Source organism: Pseudomonas sp. MWU347, assembly GCF_017947305.1.
Classification (GTDB): domain Bacteria; phylum Pseudomonadota; class Gammaproteobacteria; order Pseudomonadales; family Pseudomonadaceae; genus Aquipseudomonas; species Aquipseudomonas putida_A.
Genome location: NZ_JAFGZB010000008.1, coordinates 70,140 through 86,803, shown reverse-complemented (window position 1 = coordinate 86,803; position 16,664 = coordinate 70,140). Strand labels below are relative to the sequence as shown.

At 59.6% G+C, this 16,664-nt stretch carries 19 protein-coding genes; 14 read left to right on the top strand and 5 right to left on the bottom strand.

Annotated elements, in window-relative coordinates; translation table 11 throughout:
- Positions 1–74: 74 nt before the first annotated feature.
- The 3 genes from KCG87_RS18040 (at position 75) to KCG87_RS18030 (ending at position 1,743) form a co-directional block, all read left to right on the top strand.
- Positions 75–563, top strand: coding sequence for a TIGR00645 family protein (locus KCG87_RS18040; protein WP_007963798.1), 489 nt, complete (start codon positions 75–77; stop codon positions 561–563).
- A 135-nt stretch (positions 564–698) separates the two neighbouring features.
- Positions 699–1,004, top strand: a complete 306-nt coding sequence (locus tag KCG87_RS18035) for a DUF6482 family protein (protein ID WP_096795239.1) — start codon at positions 699–701, stop codon at positions 1,002–1,004.
- Between the two features lie 121 nt (positions 1,005–1,125).
- Positions 1,126–1,743: an FKBP-type peptidyl-prolyl cis-trans isomerase gene (locus KCG87_RS18030; RefSeq protein ID WP_003228367.1), complete on the top strand. Its 618-nt coding sequence runs from the start codon at positions 1,126–1,128 to the stop codon at positions 1,741–1,743.
- Positions 1,744–1,878: 135 nt separating this feature from the next.
- On the opposite strand, the gene KCG87_RS18025 is transcribed toward KCG87_RS18030, so the two are convergent.
- The 3 genes from KCG87_RS18025 to KCG87_RS18015 all read right to left on the bottom strand — a co-directional run bounded on the left by KCG87_RS18025 (position 1,879) and on the right by KCG87_RS18015 (position 3,831).
- Entirely contained in the window at positions 1,879–2,136 is a 258-nt protein-coding gene (locus KCG87_RS18025; RefSeq protein ID WP_003228365.1) for a hypothetical protein, read from the bottom strand.
- Between the two features lie 204 nt (positions 2,137–2,340).
- A complete protein-coding gene (locus tag KCG87_RS18020; protein WP_003228364.1) occupies positions 2,341–2,682 on the bottom strand; it encodes a zinc ribbon domain-containing protein YjdM in 342 nt (113 codons plus the stop codon).
- A 180-nt stretch (positions 2,683–2,862) separates the two neighbouring features.
- A complete protein-coding gene (locus KCG87_RS18015; RefSeq protein ID WP_003228362.1) occupies positions 2,863–3,831 on the bottom strand; it encodes a polyprenyl synthetase family protein in 969 nt (322 codons plus the stop codon).
- Between the two features lie 241 nt (positions 3,832–4,072).
- Between KCG87_RS18015 and rplU the strand changes: the two genes are divergently transcribed.
- The 5 genes from rplU to KCG87_RS17990 all read left to right on the top strand — a co-directional run bounded on the left by rplU (position 4,073) and on the right by KCG87_RS17990 (position 7,830).
- Entirely contained in the window at positions 4,073–4,384 is a 312-nt protein-coding gene (gene rplU, locus KCG87_RS18010) for a 50S ribosomal protein L21 (RefSeq protein ID WP_003228361.1), read from the top strand.
- A gap of 35 nt (positions 4,385–4,419) precedes the next feature.
- The gene (rpmA, locus tag KCG87_RS18005) at positions 4,420–4,677 is read left to right on the top strand and encodes a 50S ribosomal protein L27 (protein WP_003228360.1); all 258 of its coding nucleotides are present in this window, start codon (positions 4,420–4,422) and stop codon (positions 4,675–4,677) included.
- 194 nt (positions 4,678–4,871) lie between these two features.
- Positions 4,872–6,095 (top strand): Obg family GTPase CgtA, encoded by a 1,224-nt coding sequence (cgtA, locus tag KCG87_RS18000; RefSeq protein WP_003228358.1) that lies wholly within the window; start codon positions 4,872–4,874, stop codon positions 6,093–6,095.
- A gap of 137 nt (positions 6,096–6,232) precedes the next feature.
- Complete coding sequence (gene proB / locus KCG87_RS17995) at positions 6,233–7,351, top strand: glutamate 5-kinase (RefSeq protein WP_098965699.1); 1,119 nt, start codon at positions 6,233–6,235, stop codon at positions 7,349–7,351.
- Between the two features lie 11 nt (positions 7,352–7,362).
- On the top strand, positions 7,363–7,830 hold the full coding sequence (locus tag KCG87_RS17990; RefSeq protein WP_003228353.1) for a CreA family protein: 468 nt from the start codon (positions 7,363–7,365) through the stop codon (positions 7,828–7,830).
- A 183-nt stretch (positions 7,831–8,013) separates the two neighbouring features.
- Here KCG87_RS17990 and rpsT read toward each other — a convergent pair whose 3' ends face one another.
- A complete protein-coding gene (gene rpsT, locus KCG87_RS17985) occupies positions 8,014–8,286 on the bottom strand; it encodes a 30S ribosomal protein S20 (protein WP_003228351.1) in 273 nt (90 codons plus the stop codon).
- A gap of 252 nt (positions 8,287–8,538) precedes the next feature.
- On the opposite strand from rpsT, the gene murJ reads away from it, so the two are divergent.
- From murJ to ispH, 6 genes are all read left to right on the top strand, one after another.
- Positions 8,539–10,077: a murein biosynthesis integral membrane protein MurJ gene (gene murJ, locus KCG87_RS17980; RefSeq protein WP_210558636.1), complete on the top strand. Its 1,539-nt coding sequence runs from the start codon at positions 8,539–8,541 to the stop codon at positions 10,075–10,077.
- Between the two features lie 129 nt (positions 10,078–10,206).
- Complete coding sequence (ribF, locus tag KCG87_RS17975) at positions 10,207–11,145, top strand: bifunctional riboflavin kinase/FAD synthetase (RefSeq protein WP_003228347.1); 939 nt, start codon at positions 10,207–10,209, stop codon at positions 11,143–11,145.
- 13 nt (positions 11,146–11,158) lie between these two features.
- Positions 11,159–13,990 (top strand): isoleucine--tRNA ligase, encoded by a 2,832-nt coding sequence (ileS, locus tag KCG87_RS17970; RefSeq protein WP_027612823.1) that lies wholly within the window; start codon positions 11,159–11,161, stop codon positions 13,988–13,990.
- Complete coding sequence (lspA, locus tag KCG87_RS17965; RefSeq protein WP_007963824.1) at positions 13,983–14,495, top strand: signal peptidase II; 513 nt, start codon at positions 13,983–13,985, stop codon at positions 14,493–14,495. Before ileS ends, lspA begins: the two co-directional genes overlap by 8 nt.
- 7 nt (positions 14,496–14,502) lie before the next feature.
- Positions 14,503–14,940, top strand: coding sequence for an FKBP-type peptidyl-prolyl cis-trans isomerase (gene fkpB / locus KCG87_RS17960; RefSeq protein ID WP_210558657.1), 438 nt, complete (start codon positions 14,503–14,505; stop codon positions 14,938–14,940).
- A gap of 188 nt (positions 14,941–15,128) precedes the next feature.
- On the top strand, positions 15,129–16,073 hold the full coding sequence (gene ispH, locus KCG87_RS17955; protein ID WP_027612821.1) for a 4-hydroxy-3-methylbut-2-enyl diphosphate reductase: 945 nt from the start codon (positions 15,129–15,131) through the stop codon (positions 16,071–16,073).
- Here ispH and KCG87_RS17950 read toward each other — a convergent pair.
- Positions 16,030–16,599 (bottom strand): GspH/FimT family pseudopilin, encoded by a 570-nt coding sequence (locus tag KCG87_RS17950; RefSeq protein WP_210558637.1) that lies wholly within the window; start codon positions 16,597–16,599, stop codon positions 16,030–16,032. The two genes, ispH and KCG87_RS17950, sit on opposite strands and share 44 nt — an antisense overlap.
- Positions 16,600–16,664 lie beyond the last annotated feature (65 nt).

The following is a 16,664-nucleotide window of genomic DNA, read 5'->3' as shown; positions in this document are numbered from 1 at the left end:
GCCGGGCGGTTTCTGGCGGTCACGGGCGGCTGGTATACTCGCCGCCGATTTCAATCCTTATTGTGTGAGAGTCAATGGAACGCTTTATCGAAAATGCAATGTACGCCACGCGCTGGCTGCTGGCGCCGATCTATATCGGGCTGTCCCTCGGGCTGCTGGCGCTGGCATTGAAATTCTTCCAGGAAGTGTTTCATGTCATTCCCAACGTGTTTTCCATGGCCGAATCGGATCTGATCCTGGTGCTGCTGTCGCTGATCGACATGGCGCTGGTGGGCGGCCTGCTGGTGATGGTGATGATTTCCGGCTACGAGAACTTCGTGTCCGAGCTGAACATCGACGAAGGCAAAGAGAAGCTCAGCTGGCTGGGCACCATGGATTCCTCGTCGCTGAAGATGAAAGTGGCGGCGTCGATCGTGGCGATTTCCTCGATCCACCTGCTGCGGATCTTCATGGATGCCAAGAACGTCGATCCCGAGCACCTGATGTGGTACGTGATCATCCACATGACCTTCGTGATTTCGGCGTTCGCGATGGGTTACCTGGACAAGCTCACCAAGCACTGATCATTGTTTGATCGCTGCAAAAACACCGCCCGTCTGTTGCGAAACAGACGGGCGGTGTCGTTTGTGGCTTGTGCTTTGGCGCGCGCGGGCATATCCCTGTAAGGGTCCTGGCTCGCCACCGCACGAGGTGCGTTCATGAACCTGCAAGAGTTGAATGCGTTTGCCATCGCCAGAAAGGTCGATGAGCTGAACCTGATCTCCATGGAGGGCGGGATTTATCTGCTCGAAGCGCGGATGCACGGGGCGGCGTATCCGCTGAGTGATCTCAAGGGCGAGATGCTGCAGCTGCGTTCGGTGGAGCATGCACGGGATCTTTTGCATAACTTTCCGGTGCTGCCGTTCAACCTCGTACACACCTCGGTGCACGATGAAATGTGCGGCCTGGGCGTCAGTGACGAGGAAAGCCTGAAAGTGCCGCTGGCCTGGCGCTCGGCCCTGTAGGCGTTGCGCCCCATCGCCGGGCATCTGTGCTAGTCTGCTCGCCCTTTTGGTTCCGGGCGCGCCGGGACGCGCTGTGCACGCACGGCAAGTCTGATGGCCGTCCGCACAGCGGAGCAGTGTCATGTCCGAAGTAAATCTGTCCACCGACGAAACCCGCGTCAGCTACGGTATTGGCCGTCAGCTGGGTGACCAGCTGCGCGACAACCCGCCACCGGGTGTCAGCCTGGACGCCATCCTGGCCGGTCTGACCGACGCATTCGCCGGCAAGCCAAGCCGTGTCGATCAGGAAGCCATGTCCGCCAGCTTCAAAGTGATCCGCGAGATCATGCAAGCCGAAGCCGCTGCCAAGGCTGAAGCGGCTGCCGGTGAAGGCCGTGCTTTCCTGGCTGAAAACGCCAAGAAAGAAGGCATCACTACTCTGGCTTCCGGTCTGCAATTCGAAGTGCTGACCCAGGGCGAAGGCGCCAAGCCATCCCGTGAAGACACCGTGCGTACTCACTACCACGGCATGCTGATCGACGGCACTGTGTTCGACAGCTCCTACGATCGTGGCCAGCCAGCAGAATTCCCGGTGGGCGGCGTGATCGCCGGCTGGACCGAAGCCCTGCAACTGATGAACGCCGGCAGCAAATGGCGCCTGTACGTGCCGAGCGAACTGGCTTACGGCGCTCAAGGCGTTGGCAGCATCCCGCCGCACAGCGTTCTGGTATTCGACGTCGAGCTGCTGGACGTTCTGTAAGACCTGGCCTGTCCCGGTGACAGGTCAATAATGTGGGAGCGGGCTTGCTCGCGAAGGCGTCCTTTCAGGCAATCATCCGTTGCCTGACACAGCGCTTTCGCCAGCAGGCTGGCTCCCACAGTTTTTCCGCGCTACTCATATTTCGATCTTGTGATGCAGCTCATTGGTCGGGCGCAAGGCCCGGGCATAGCAGAACAGGAACAGATTGCGCACCAGCTCCTTGAGCACCAGCGGTTCGCTGGAATTCAGGCTGCTGACGTCCAGATCACCCTGATCCTGCAGCTCATGCAGGGCTTCTTCTTCCAGTACCGCACAGACTTCGCCGGTTTCCCGATGCAGGATCCTGAGGTACGGGTGTGGGCGATCCAGCCAGGCATCGATCAAATAAGTCATGGGTCTCATCTCCTTGAAAGGTTTCAATGAGAATAATTCTTATTCGTCAAATAGCAAGTGCCTATTGGCGGAATGCGATTTTTTCCGGGTAAAGATTGCGTAAGGTCAAAACGGCTGGCGTCTGGCTATTACGCGAGAATGCGGGGGCTGGCGGGGAGGGTGACGCACCATCCCGCGGCGGGCACGGGATGGCTGACAGCAGGATCAGACCTTTCTGACGAACTCGGACTTGAGCTTCATCGGGCCGATGCCATCGATCTTGCAGTCGATGTCGTGGTCGCCATCGCACAGGCGGATGTTCTTGACCTTGGTGCCGACCTTGACCACCAGCGAGGTGCCCTTGACCTTCAGGTCCTTGATCACGGTGATGGTGTCGCCGTCCTGCAGCACGTTGCCGACCGAATCTTTCTTCACGGCATCATCGGATGCCACTTCGGCTTCGCCGTTGGCCGACCACTCGTGGGCGCACTCCGGGCAGATCAGTTGGGCACCGTCTTCGTAGGTGTATTCGGAATTGCATTTCGGGCAGGGTGGCAACGTGCTCACTAAGGCTCCTTGATAGGGGATCGCTAAAAGTCGCACATTGTATAGGGTTTTACGCGCAGGAGGGCATAGAGCAGAAACAACTGTGGGAGCGGGCTTGCTCGCGAATGCGGTGTGTCATTGAACATTAATGTTGAATGACAGGTTGCTTTCGCGAGCAAGCCCGCTCCCACAGAAGGCAGATCAGTGCGTGCGGGCGACCGCAAATTCGCTCAGTTCCACCAGTGCATCGCGGTATTCGCTGGCCGGCAGCGCGTCGAGGCACTTGATCGCACGGGCCACGTAGTCGCGGGCCAGTTGCGCGGTGTACTCCAGCGAACCCGAGGCTTCCACGGCGATGCGGATGCTTTCGAGGTCTTCGATCCCGCCTTTCTGGATCGCCTGACGTACCAGAGCAGCTTGCTCCGGCGTACCTTCGCGCATGGTGTAGATCAGCGGCAGGGTCGGCTTGCCTTCGGCCAGATCGTCACCGACGTTCTTGCCCAGAGTCTCGGCATCACCCTTGTAGTCCAGCAGGTCGTCGACCAGCTGGAACGCCACGCCGAGGTGATCACCGAAGGTGCGCAGGGCTTCGCTCTGCTCGGCGGTGGCACCGGCCAGTGCGGCGGCGCTGTGGGTCGAGGCTTCGAAAAGCATCGCGGTCTTGCCGCGGATGACTTCCATGTAAGTTTCTTCGGTGGTGCTGGCGTCGCGTACCTTGGACAGTTGCAACACTTCGCCTTCGGCGATGATGCGCGTGGCCTGGGACAGGATCTTCATCACCGGCATCGAGCCCAGCTCGACCATCATTTCGAACGAGCGCGAGTACAGGAAGTCGCCGACCAGCACGCTCGGGGCGTTGCCCCACATAGCGTTGGCGGTCGAGCGGCCACGGCGCATGCCGGACATGTCGACCACGTCGTCATGCAGCAGGGTCGCGGTGTGCAGGAATTCGATGGTGGCGGCCAGCAGGCGCATGTCGTCGCCTTCGCGACCCAGGGCCTTGCCGCACAGCAGCACCAATAAAGGACGCAGGCGTTTGCCGCCGGCCGAGGTGATGTAATCGCCGATTTTCGATACCAGCGGCACTCGGGAAGTCAGCTGCTTCTTGATGATGCCGTCGACGGCGTTAAAATCGTCCGCCACCGCGCGGTAGAAAGCTTGGGGTTGCATCAGCGACAGTTGCTCCAGAAGGGTTGCGCGGCATGCTAGGACCCACACCGGGGCCTGTCAAGGCGCGATGGACGGCCACTTGCGTGACTCTCGCGGCTTGCGTACAATCGCGCACCCTGAACTTCCTGGGCAGCACCTGCCTTACGCAATTGCACTTGGGCCGTTCCAGCCCCATGCAGCCATGCCAGCCAATACCTCTTCTTATAAAGAGCTGGGTGAGCAGGATTATCGGAGAAATACCATGTACGCAGTAATCGTTACCGGCGGTAAGCAATACAAGGTCGCTGAAGGTGAATACCTGAAGATCGAAAAACTGGAAGTCGCTACTGGCGAATCCGTGACTTTTGACCGCGTTCTGCTGGTCGCCAATGGCGACGACGTGAACATCGGCGCACCTGTTGTTGCTGGCGCAACCGTCAAGGCTGAAGTGATCTCCCAAGGTCGTCACGATAAAGTCCGCATCATCAAGTTCCGTCGCCGTAAGCACCACATGAAGCGTATGGGCCACCGCCAGTGGTTCACCGAGATCAAAATCACCGGTATTCAGGCTTAATTACAGCCTAATTCCTCACTAGGAGAATTGAACTCATGGCACACAAAAAAGCTGGTGGTAGTACCCGTAACGGTCGCGACTCAGAAGCCAAACGCCTTGGCGTGAAGATGTATGGCGGCCAGGTCATCAAGGCCGGCAACATCATCGTGCGTCAGCGCGGCACCCAATTCCACGCTGGCTACGGCGTTGGCATGGGTAAGGATCACACCCTCTTCGCGAAAATCGAAGGCGTGATCAAGTTTGAAGTAAAAGGCGCCTTCGGTCGTCGTTACGTGAGCGTTGTCGCGGCTTAATCGCGAGATCGCTGGAAGAGCCCTGTCTTGCGACGGGGCTTTTTCGTTTGTGGGGTGAGTCTCTTGCAAAACTGTTTGTATGGGCTGTCGGCGTGCGATGCAGGTCGTGTTTTGGGGTCGCTGCGCTCATTTTTGCAAGAGTCTTATGTCTTGATTGTTTTTCGGCTCGTCCGTATGGCGAGAGGCGTTGAGTTATGAAGTTTGTAGACGAAGTATCGATCCGCGTAAAAGCTGGCGACGGCGGCAATGGCTGCATGAGTTTCCGTCGGGAAAAATTCATTGAAAACGGCGGCCCGAACGGCGGTGATGGCGGTGACGGCGGTTCCATCTACATGATGGCCGACGAAAACCTCAACACCCTGGTCGACTACCGTTACACCCGGCACTTCGATGCCGAGCGTGGCTCCAACGGCGGCAGCACCGATTGCACCGGCAAGAAAGGTGAAGACCTGATCCTGCGCGTGCCGGTCGGTACCACCGTGATCGACTCGGCCACTCAGGAAGTGATTGGCGACCTGACCAAGGCCGGCCAGAAACTGATGGTAGTGCAGGGCGGTTGGCACGGTCTGGGTAACACCCGTTTCAAATCCAGTACCAACCGTGCGCCGCGCCAGACCACTCCGGGCAAGCCGGGTGAGCAGCGCGACCTGAAACTGGAAATGAAAGTGCTGGCTGACGTTGGTCTGCTGGGCTTGCCGAATGCCGGTAAAAGTACCTTTATCCGTTCGGTGTCGGCGGCCAAGCCGAAAGTTGCCGACTACCCGTTCACCACGCTGGTGCCGAACCTGGGTGTGGTCAGCGTTGACCGCTGGAAAAGCTTCGTCATCGCCGACATTCCGGGTCTGATCGAGGGTGCTTCCGACGGTGCCGGCCTGGGTATTCGCTTCCTCAAGCACCTGGCGCGTACGCGTCTGTTGCTGCACCTCGTCGACATGGCGCCGCTGGATGACACCAGCGCACCGGACGCGGCTGAAGTGATCGTCAACGAACTGGTCAAATTCAGTCCGTCGCTGGCCGAGCGTGATCGCTGGCTGGTGCTGAACAAGTGCGACCAGATCCTTGAAGAAGAGCATGAAGAGCGCGTCAAGGAAATCGTTGATCGCCTGCAGTGGGAAGGTCCTGTCTACGTGATCTCGGCCATCGCCAAAGAAGGCACCGAGCGCCTGACCCGCGACATCATGCGTTATCTGGAAGATCGTGCCGATCGCCTGGCTAACGACCCGGCGTACAAGGAAGAGCTGGCCGATCTCGATCAGCGCATCGAAGACGAAGCCCGTGCACAGTTGCAGGCGCTGGATGACAAGCGTGCCCTGCGTCGCAGCGGCGTGAAGTCGGTCCACGACATCGGCGACGATGACTGGGACGAAGAAGATGTGGATGATGAAGACGGTCCGGAAATCATTTACGTGCGCGACTGATTCGTTGCAGTAAACTTAAGCGCCGCTCAATCGAGCGGCGTTTTAGTATCTGGAAATCGATCGTTGGTCACCAATAGCCACGATTAACGTCACGGGCAGCGCTGGGTCGCGCTGTCCTCAAGCTAAGGTTGAAGATGATGCGGAGCAAAGTGACAGGTGCGCAGCGTTGGGTCGTGAAGATCGGCAGCGCTTTGCTGACAGCTGATGGCAAAGGGCTGGATCGTGCGGCAATGAGTGTCTGGGTCGAGCAAATGGTCGCCCTGCATGAGTCAGGTGTCGAGTTGGTGCTGGTGTCCTCCGGGGCGGTGGCTGCCGGCATGAGTCGTCTGGGCTGGACCGCACGACCCAGTGCGATGCACGAGCTCCAGGCCGCTGCTGCAATCGGCCAGATGGGCTTGGTGCAGGCCTGGGAGTCGAGCTTTGCCGAGCATGGCCGGCACACCGCGCAGATTCTCCTGACTCACGATGACCTGTCCGACCGCAAGCGCTACCTGAACGCCCGCAGCACTCTGCGTGCCCTGGTCGAGCTGAAAGTCATCCCGGTGATCAATGAAAACGACACAGTTGTCACCGACGAGATCCGTTTCGGCGACAACGACACGCTCGCGGCGCTGGTGGCCAACCTGGTCGAGGCTGATCTGCTGGTGATCCTCACCGATCGCGACGGCATGTTCGACGCCGACCCGCGCAATAACCCTGATGCGCAACTGATTTACGAAGCGCGCGCCGATGATCCGACGCTTGATGCGGTGGCGGGCGGTACTGGTGGCGCGCTGGGGCGTGGCGGCATGCAGACCAAGCTGCGTGCGGCGCGGCTGGCGGCGCGCTCCGGGGCGCACACGATCATCGTTGGTGGGCGTCTGGAGCGAGTGCTCGATCGCCTGAAGGCTGGCGAGCGCATCGGTACGCTGCTGTCTCCTGAGCGCGGCATGCTGGCGGCGCGCAAGCAGTGGCTGGCCGGGCATCTGCAGACGCGCGGCACGCTGGTGCTGGATGAGGGTGCGGTGTCGGCATTGTCCCAGGGCAACAAGAGTCTGTTGCCGGTCGGCGTCAAATTGGTCCAGGGCAGCTTCCGGCGTGGCGAGATGGTGGTCTGCGTGGCGCCGGACGGTCGCGAAATTGCTCGCGGTCTGGCCAACTACAGTGCGCTTGAAGCGCAAAAAATCATTGGTCAGTCGTCGGATGCAATTGTCGGCGTGCTGGGCTACATGGCTGAGCCGGAACTGGTTCACCGTGACAACCTGATTCTGGTCTAAGGAAAAACGCGATGCGCATGGCAAAAGGATTGTTGGGTCTGCTGATGGCGTTGCCATTACTGGCCTCGGCCGAGGAAATCGGTCAGGTGTCGACGGTGTTCAAGTTCGTCGGCCCAAATGACCGGATCGTGGTCGAGGCTTTCGATGATCCGAAAGTCGATGGCGTGACCTGCTACCTGTCCCGCGCCAAGACGGGTGGGGTAAAGGGTGGTCTGGGTCTGGCCGAGGATCGTGCCGAGGCGTCGATTGCCTGTCGTCAGGTCGGTCCGATCAAGTTCAAGGGAGAACTGAAGGATGGTGATGAGGTGTTCAAGGAGCGCACATCGCTGGTGTTCAAGACCATGCAGGTGGTGCGTTTCCTTGACAAGAAGCGCAATACGCTGGTGTACCTTGTCTACAGCGATCGCGTGATCGAAGGTAGCCCGCAGAATGCGGTGACGGCGATTCCGATCGTGCCGTGGGTTCCTGTTCAGCAATAACACCGCAAATCCACAATGTGGGAGCGGGCTTGCTCGCGAATAGGTCGTGTCAGTCGCTAGAAATGCCGGCTGACAGATTGCATTCGCGAGCAAGCCCGCTCCCACTTTTTTATGTGCGGGATTTACTAAATCGCAGGCAATAAAAAACCGACCCTAAGGTCGGTTTTTTAATGACTACGTCGATTAAGCAGCTTCTTTCAGTGCCTTGACGTGGCCATTCAGACGGCTCTTATGACGAGCAGCCTTGTTCTTGTGGATGATGCCTTTATCGGCCATGCGGTCGATAACTGGCACAGCCAGAACGTATGCAGCTTGAGCTTTTTCAGCGTCTTTTGCGTCGATGGCCTTAACTACATTCTTGATGTAGGTACGAACCATGGAACGCAGGCTGGCGTTGTGGCTGCGACGCTTCTCAGCCTGTTTTGCACGTTTTTTGGCGGAAGGTGAGTTGGCCACCGTCGAGCTCCTCGAAAGACTTTTTAGGAAATAGCAAACAAAATAGGCCGCGAATCATGCCGATGAAGAGAAGTCTTGTCAAGGGCGCTTGAAACGTTCCGCTAAGTGGTAGGTGTAAAGAGGCGGGATATTTATTTCCGGCGCTTGACCTGTAAACTCGCGAGCTTTGGCTCTGTGCTGTTGCGGCGCAGAGTATCGCACAAGTAGGCGCATTGTTCGCCTGCTGTTTATCGACAGGCACACATTCCCTCAATGAATCTGCTCAAATCGTTGGCCGCCGTCAGCTCTATCACCATGCTTTCCCGGGTTCTCGGGTTCGTCCGTGACACGCTCATCGCTCGCACGTTCGGTGCCGGAATGGCGACGGATGCCTTTTTTATTGCCTTCAAACTGCCCAACCTGCTGCGGCGAATCTTCGCCGAGGGCGCGTTCTCGCAGGCCTTTGTGCCGATTCTGGCGGAATACAAGAGTCAGCAGGGTGAAGAGGCGACCCGTACCTTTATTGCTTATGTCTCGGGCCTGCTGACCCTGGTGCTGGCATTGGTCACCGTGCTGGGCATGATCGCCGCGCCGTGGGTGATCTGGGCCACGGCGCCGGGTTTTGCCGACACGCCGGAAAAATTCCAGCTCACCTCCGACCTGCTGCGGGTGACGTTCCCTTATATATTGCTGATCTCCCTGTCCTCGCTGGCCGGGGCGATCCTCAATACCTGGAACCGCTTTTCGGTGCCGGCCTTCGTGCCGACCCTGCTCAACGTCAGCATGATTGTGTTCTCGCTGTTCCTCACGCCGTATTTCGATCCGCCGGTGATGGCTCTCGGCTGGGCGGTACTGGTCGGTGGTCTGGCGCAGTTGCTCTATCAACTGCCGCACCTGAAAAAGATCGGCATGCTGGTGCTGCCGCGCTTGAATCTGCGCGATAGCGGCGTCTGGCGAGTGATGAAGCAAATGCTGCCGGCGATCATCGGTGTCTCGGTCAGCCAGATTTCGCTGATCATCAACACCATTTTTGCCTCGTTTCTGGTCGCCGGCTCGGTGTCGTGGATGTATTACGCCGACCGTTTGATGGAATTGCCGTCCGGTGTGCTCGGCGTAGCGTTGGGCACCATTTTGCTGCCGACGCTGGCCAAGACTTATGCGAGCAAGGATCGCCACGAATATTCGCGGATCCTCGACTGGGGGCTGCGCCTGTGCTTCGTGCTGGTGTTGCCGTGTGCACTGGCTCTGGGAATTCTCGCCGAGCCACTGACCGTCTCATTGTTCCAGTACGGTCAATTCAGCGCGTTTGACGCGTCCATGACCCAGCGTGCGTTGATTGCCTATTCTGTCGGCCTGCTCGGGATTATCGTGATCAAAGTGCTGGCGCCGGGCTTTTACGCGCAACAGAACATCCGCACCCCGGTAAAAATCGCAATCTTCACACTGATCGTCACTCAACTGTTCAACCTGGTGTTGATCGGGCCGCTGGCTCACGCCGGGCTGGCGCTGGCGATCAGTGCCGGTGCCTGTCTGAATGCCGGGCTGTTGTTCTATCAACTGCGCAAGCAAAAGATGTATCAGCCGCAACCAGGCTGGTACACATTTGGCTTCAAACTGGTGGTGGCAGTGGCGGTGATGTCGGCGGTATTGCTGCTGGGCATGCATTTCATGCCGGCTTGGGATCAGGGGCACATGCTGGAGCGCTTTCTGCGTCTGGGGGCGCTGGTGGTTGCTGGTGTGGTGGCGTATTTCGGTATGTTGCTGCTGCTCGGTTTCCGTCTGCGCGACTTCAATCGCAAGGCTTTGAGCTGAGGTTTCAGCCTTTATAACCGGGCGCGGGCCGGCAGTTTTGTCGGCTCGATCACTTTGCGTTACGGTGTTGCCTGTCGTCGACCGTCGGGTGTGGTTATAATCGACCACTTTATGAGCAAGAAGCGCGTTATGCAGCTGGTTCGAGGCCTCCACAACTTGCGCCCCCAGCATCGGGGCTGCGTCGCCACTATTGGCAACTTTGACGGTGTTCACCGTGGTCACCAGGCTATCCTGGCCCGACTGCGTGAGCGTGCGCTTGAGTTGGGCGTACCCAGCTGCGTGGTGATTTTCGAGCCACAGCCACGGGAATTCTTTGCCCCGGAGACCGCGCCGGCGCGCTTGGCTCGCTTGCGCGACAAGCTGCAGCTGCTGGCCGCCGAAGGCGTTGACCGGGTGTTGTGCCTGGCATTCAACCAGCGCTTGAGCAAGCTCAGCGCCAGTGAGTTCGTCGATACCATTTTGGTGGACGGTCTCGGCGTGCAGCATCTGGAAGTCGGCGACGATTTCCGCTTTGGCTGCGACCGCCTCGGCGATTTCGATTTCCTGCTGCAGGCCGGCCAGGTTCACGGGTTTACCGTGGAAGCCGCGCAAACCGTCGAGCTGGACGGCATTCGCGTCAGCAGCACTCAGGTGCGCAACGCGTTGGCCGCCGCCGATTTTGCCTTGGCCGAACGCTTGCTCGGCCGCCCGTACCGGATCGCCGGTCGCGTGCTGCACGGTCAGAAACTGGCCCGGCAACTGGGTACGCCCACTGCCAACATTCAACTCAAGCGTCGTCGCGTGCCATTCACCGGGGTTTATCTGGTGGATGTGGACATCGACGGCAAGACCTGGCCCGGCGTCGCCAATATCGGCGTGCGGCCTACGGTCCAAGGTGATGGCAAAGCCCACCTTGAAGTTCATCTACTGGATTTTGCCGGCGATCTGTATGACCGGCGTCTGACGGTGGTTTTCCACCAAAAGCTGCGTGAAGAGCAGCGTTTCGCCTCCCTGGAGGCACTGAAAACGGCGATCAACGCGGATGTCGCCGCCGCCCGTGCACTAGCCGCACCTAGCGCCCATCGCTAATGAAGAGCCTTAAATGACCGACTATAAAGCCACGCTAAACCTTCCGGACACCGCCTTCCCAATGAAGGCCGGCCTGCCACAGCGCGAACCGCAGATCCTGCAGCGCTGGGACAGTATTGGCCTGTACGGAAAGTTGCGCGAGATTGGCAAGGATCGTCCGAAGTTCGTCCTGCACGACGGCCCTCCGTACGCCAACGGCACGATCCACATCGGTCATGCGCTGAACAAGATTCTCAAGGACATGATCATCCGCTCGAAAACCCTGTCGGGTTTCGACGCGCCGTATGTTCCAGGTTGGGACTGCCATGGCCTGCCGATCGAGCACAAGGTTGAAGTGACCCACGGCAAGAACCTGGGCGCGGACAAGACCCGCGAGCTGTGCCGTGCCTACGCCACCGAGCAGATCGAAGGGCAGAAGAGCGAGTTCATCCGTCTCGGCGTGCTGGGCGACTTCGCCAACCCGTACAAGACCATGGACTTCAAGAACGAGGCCGGTGAAATCCGCGCCCTCGCCGAAATCGTCAAGGGCGGTTTCGTGTTCAAGGGCCTCAAGCCGGTGAACTGGTGCTTCGACTGCGGTTCGGCGCTGGCCGAAGCCGAAGTCGAGTACGAGAACAAGAAGTCCTCGACCATCGACGTGGCTTTCCCGATCGCCGACGAAGCCAAACTGGCCGCCGCGTTCGGTCTGCCATCGCTGAGCAAACCCGCTTCGATCGTGATCTGGACCACCACCCCGTGGACCATCCCGGCCAACCAGGCGCTGAACGTACACCCGGAATTCAATTACGCCCTGGTTGATATCGGCGACAAGCTGTTGGTCCTGGCTGAAGAGCTGGTTGAGTCCTGCCTGTCGCGTTACGGCGTTGAAGGCTCGGTCATCGCGACCACCACCGGTAAAGAGCTGGAACTGATCAACTTCCGTCACCCGTTCTACGACCGCCTGTCGCCAGTCTATCTGGCCGACTACGTCGAACTGGGCGCCGGCACCGGTGTGGTTCACTCCGCCCCGGCCTACGGTGTGGACGACTTCGTGACCTGCAAGAAGTACGGCATGGTCAACGATGACATCCTCAACCCGGTTCAAAGCAACGGCGTGTACGTGCCGTCGCTGGAGTTCTTCGGCGGCCAGTTCATCTGGAAGGCCAACCCGGCCATCGTCGAAAAACTCACCGAAGTCGGTGCGCTACTGCACACCACCGTCATCGAACACAGCTACATGCATTGCTGGCGCCACAAAACCCCGCTGATCTACCGCGCCACCGCGCAGTGGTTCATCGGCATGGACAAGGAGCCGGTCAGCGGCGACACCCTGCGCGTGCGCTCGCTCAAAGCCATCGAAGACACCAAGTTCGTTCCGGCCTGGGGCCAGGCGCGCCTGCACTCGATGATCGCCAACCGTCCGGACTGGTGCATCTCCCGTCAGCGCAACTGGGGCGTGCCGATCCCGTTCTTCCTGAACAAGGAAAGCGGCGAACTGCACCCACGCACCGTCGAGCTGATGGAAGAGGTCGCCAAGCGCGTTGAAGTTGAAGGCATCGAAGCCTGGTTCAAGCTCGACGCCGCCGAACTGCTGGGCGACGAAGCGCCGCTGTACGACAAGATCAGCGATACCCTCGACGTGTGGTTCGACTCGGGCACCACCCACTGGCACGTGCTGCGCGGTTCGCACCCGATGGGTCACGAAACCGGCCCGCGCGCCGACCTGTACCTGGAAGGTTCCGACCAGCACCGCGGCTGGTTCCACTCGTCGCTGTTGACCGGTTGCGCCATCGACAACCACGCGCCGTACCGCGAGCTGCTGACCCACGGTTTCACCGTCGATGAGTCCGGCCGCAAGATGTCCAAATCGCTGGGCAACGTGATTGCGCCGCAGAAAGTCAACGACACCCTGGGCGCCGACATCATGCGTCTGTGGGTCGCGTCGACCGACTACTCCGGCGAAATGGCCGTGTCCGAGCAGATCCTGCAGCGCAGCGCGGACGCCTATCGTCGTATCCGTAACACCGCGCGTTTCCTGCTTTCGAACCTGACCGGTTTCAACCCGGCCACCGACCTGCTGCCGGCTGAAGACATGCTCGCACTGGATCGCTGGGCGGTGGATCGCACGCTGCTGCTGCAACGCGAATTGCAAGAGCACTACGGCGAATACCGTTTCTGGAACGTCTACTCGAAGATCCACAACTTCTGCGTGCAGGAGCTGGGTGGTTTCTACCTCGACATCATCAAGGATCGCCAGTACACCACTGGCGCCGACAGCAAGGCACGTCGCTCGTGCCAGACCGCGCTGTTCCACATCTCCGAAGCGCTGGTACGCTGGATCGCGCCGATCCTGGCGTTCACCGCCGACGAGCTGTGGCAGTACCTGCCGGGCGAGCGCAACGAATCGGTGATGCTCAACACCTGGTACGAAGGTCTGACCGAGCTGCCGGAAGGCTTCGAGCTGGGTCGCGCGTACTGGGATCGCATCATGGAAGTGAAGGTAGCGGTCAACAAAGAGATGGAAATCCAGCGTGCGGCCAAAGCCGTCGGTGGCAACCTGCAAGCCGAAGTGACGCTGTTCGCCGAAGAGGCGCTGAGTGCCGACCTGGCCAAGCTGAGCAACGAGCTGCGCTTTGTCCTGATCACCTCGACTGCCAGCGTGGCACCTTTCGTTCAGGCACCTGCGGACGCGGTAGCCACCGAAGTCAGCGGCCTGAAACTGAAGATCGTAAAATCGGCCTTCCCGAAATGCGCCCGTTGCTGGCACTGCCGCGAAGACGTTGGCGTGAACCCGGAGCATCCGGAAATCTGCGGTCGTTGCGTCGACAACATCAGCGGCGCCGGCGAGGTTCGTCACTATGCCTAACGCCGTTGGCCGTTTCGGACGGTTGAGCTGGCTCTGGTTGAGTTTGCTGGTTCTGGTCATCGACCAAGCCAGCAAGTTCTACTTCGAAGGCAAGCTCGAAATGTTCCAGCAGATCGTGATCATTCCCGATTACTTCAGCTGGACCCTGGCCTACAACACCGGCGCTGCCTTCAGCTTCCTGGCTGACAGCTCCGGCTGGCAGCGCTGGCTGTTCGCCCTGATCGCGATTGTGGTCAGTGCGGTGCTGGTGGTCTGGCTCAAGCGTCTGGGCCGCAACGATACCTGGCTGGCTGTCGCTTTGGCGCTGGTGCTGGGCGGCGCGCTGGGCAATCTGTATGACCGCATTGCCCTGGGCCATGTGATCGACTTCATTCTGGTGCACTGGCAGAACCGCTGGTACTTCCCGGCGTTCAACTTCGCCGACAGCGCCATCACCGTTGGCGCGGTGATGCTGGCACTGGACATGTTCAAATCGAAGAAAACCGGAGAAGCCGTTCATGACTGAACAGGTATTGGCTGAGCAACGCATCGGCCAGAACACGGAAGTCACTTTGCACTTTGCATTGCGCCTGGAGAACGGCGACACCGTCGACAGCACGTTCGACAAGGCCCCGGCGACCTTCAAGGTCGGCGACGGCAACCTGCTGCCGGGTTTCGAAGCGGCATTGTTCGGCTTCAAGGCCGGCGACAAGCGTACGCTGACCGTTGAGCCGGAAAACGCTTTCGGCCAGCCGAACCCGCAAAACGTACAGATCATCCCGCGTTCGCAGTTCGTCGACATGGAACTGTCGCCGGGTCTGCTGGTGATCTTCAACGATGCGGCCAATACTGAGCTGCCGGGTGTGGTGAAAGAGTTCGATGACGCGCAAGTGACCATCGACTTCAACCACCCGCTGGCCGGCAAGACGCTGACCTTTGACGTAGAGATCATCTCCGTCAAAGCGATCTGAGTAACACCGCAGAACATTGTGGGAGCGGGCTTGCTCGCGAATGCTGACTGACATTCAACATAGAAGTTGTCTGACACACTGCTTTCGCGAGCAAGCCCGCTCCCACATTGGATTTTTGCTGGATTTGAGCAATTGTGCTCGATCAGCAGGACGTAAATTTATTTCGCGCGCAAGACACGAGGCACAGCATGCAAATCAAACTCGCCAACCCCCGTGGCTTCTGCGCCGGAGTGGACCGGGCGATCGAAATCGTCAACCGCGCCCTGGAAGTCTTCGGGCCGCCGATCTACGTGCGTCATGAAGTGGTGCACAACAAATTTGTCGTCGAAGACCTGCGCAGCCGTGGCGCGATCTTCGTCGAGGAGCTGGATCAGGTGCCGGACGACGTCATCGTAATCTTCAGTGCTCACGGCGTTTCTCAAGCCGTACGCAGCGAAGCCGCCGGCCGTGGCCTGAAGGTATTCGACGCCACTTGCCCGCTGGTGACCAAGGTGCACATCGAAGTCGCGAAATACAGCCGCGACGGCCGTGAGTGCATCCTGATCGGCCACGCCGGTCACCCGGAAGTCGAAGGCACCATGGGCCAGTACGACGCCAGCAATGGCGGCGCGATCTACCTCGTCGAAGACGAGAAAGACGTCGCCGAACTGCAAGTGCGTGACCCGGAAAAACTGGCGTTCGTTACCCAGACCACCCTGTCGATGGACGACACCAGTCGGGTGATCGATGCCCTGCGCACACGTTTCCCGGCCATCGGTGGCCCGCGCAAGGACGATATCTGCTACGCCACGCAAAACCGTCAGGACGCGGTCAAGCAACTGGCCGACGAATGCGACGTGGTCTTGGTGGTGGGCAGTCCGAACAGCTCCAACTCCAACCGTCTGCGCGAACTGGCCGAACGCATGGCCACGCCGGCCTACCTGATCGACGGCGCCGAAGACCTGCAGAAGAGCTGGTTCGAGGGTGTCGAGCGCATAGGCATCACCGCTGGTGCCTCCGCACCGGAAGTGCTGGTTCGCGGCGTGATCCAGCAGTTGCAAGCCTGGGGCGCGACCGGTGCCGATGAACTGGCCGGCCGCGAAGAGAACATCACCTTCTCGATGCCGAAAGAGCTGCGCGTCCGTTCGATCTGACGCTCTTCGCCTTCAGGCACAGCGCCTGCTCAGCCTTTGCGCTGGTCAGGCGCACCCGACCGGTTGCCGCCAGCACCACCTGGAGCTGGCTGACCGGCTCCTGTGCCGAGCAGAGATGTAACGTCCCTGCCTGAAATGCCCGCCCGGGCATCAGCGGTTGTCCCAGACTGCTGAAGCGCACGTAACGACTGACCGCCCAATTACCGACAATCGGTGTCCGCCCGTCACTCGTATGCTCCACCAGCAGGGGATTGCTGCTGTCCAGCGACCCCTTGCCGCTGATATCCAGAATGATCCGCCAGCCCTGACTCCAGTCGCCGTTGATGCCATGGATAACCACGCTCTGATTGCGGGTGATGGCCAGGGTGCGGGCGTTGCGAATTCCGTCGAGCAGCGACTGCGCCGCTTGGTCGCGATGGGTCGACTCGGTGAAGGTGGCGAACGCCGGGCTGACCAGCGACAGAACAATTGCGCCAATCGCCAGTCCCATAAGCAATTCAATCAGGCTGAAACCCTGTTGCGGCATGACAACTCCCTCCGTGGAGCATGAAGCCCGGCGCGATCCTTTTCGCCGGGCAGGGCAAATCAACC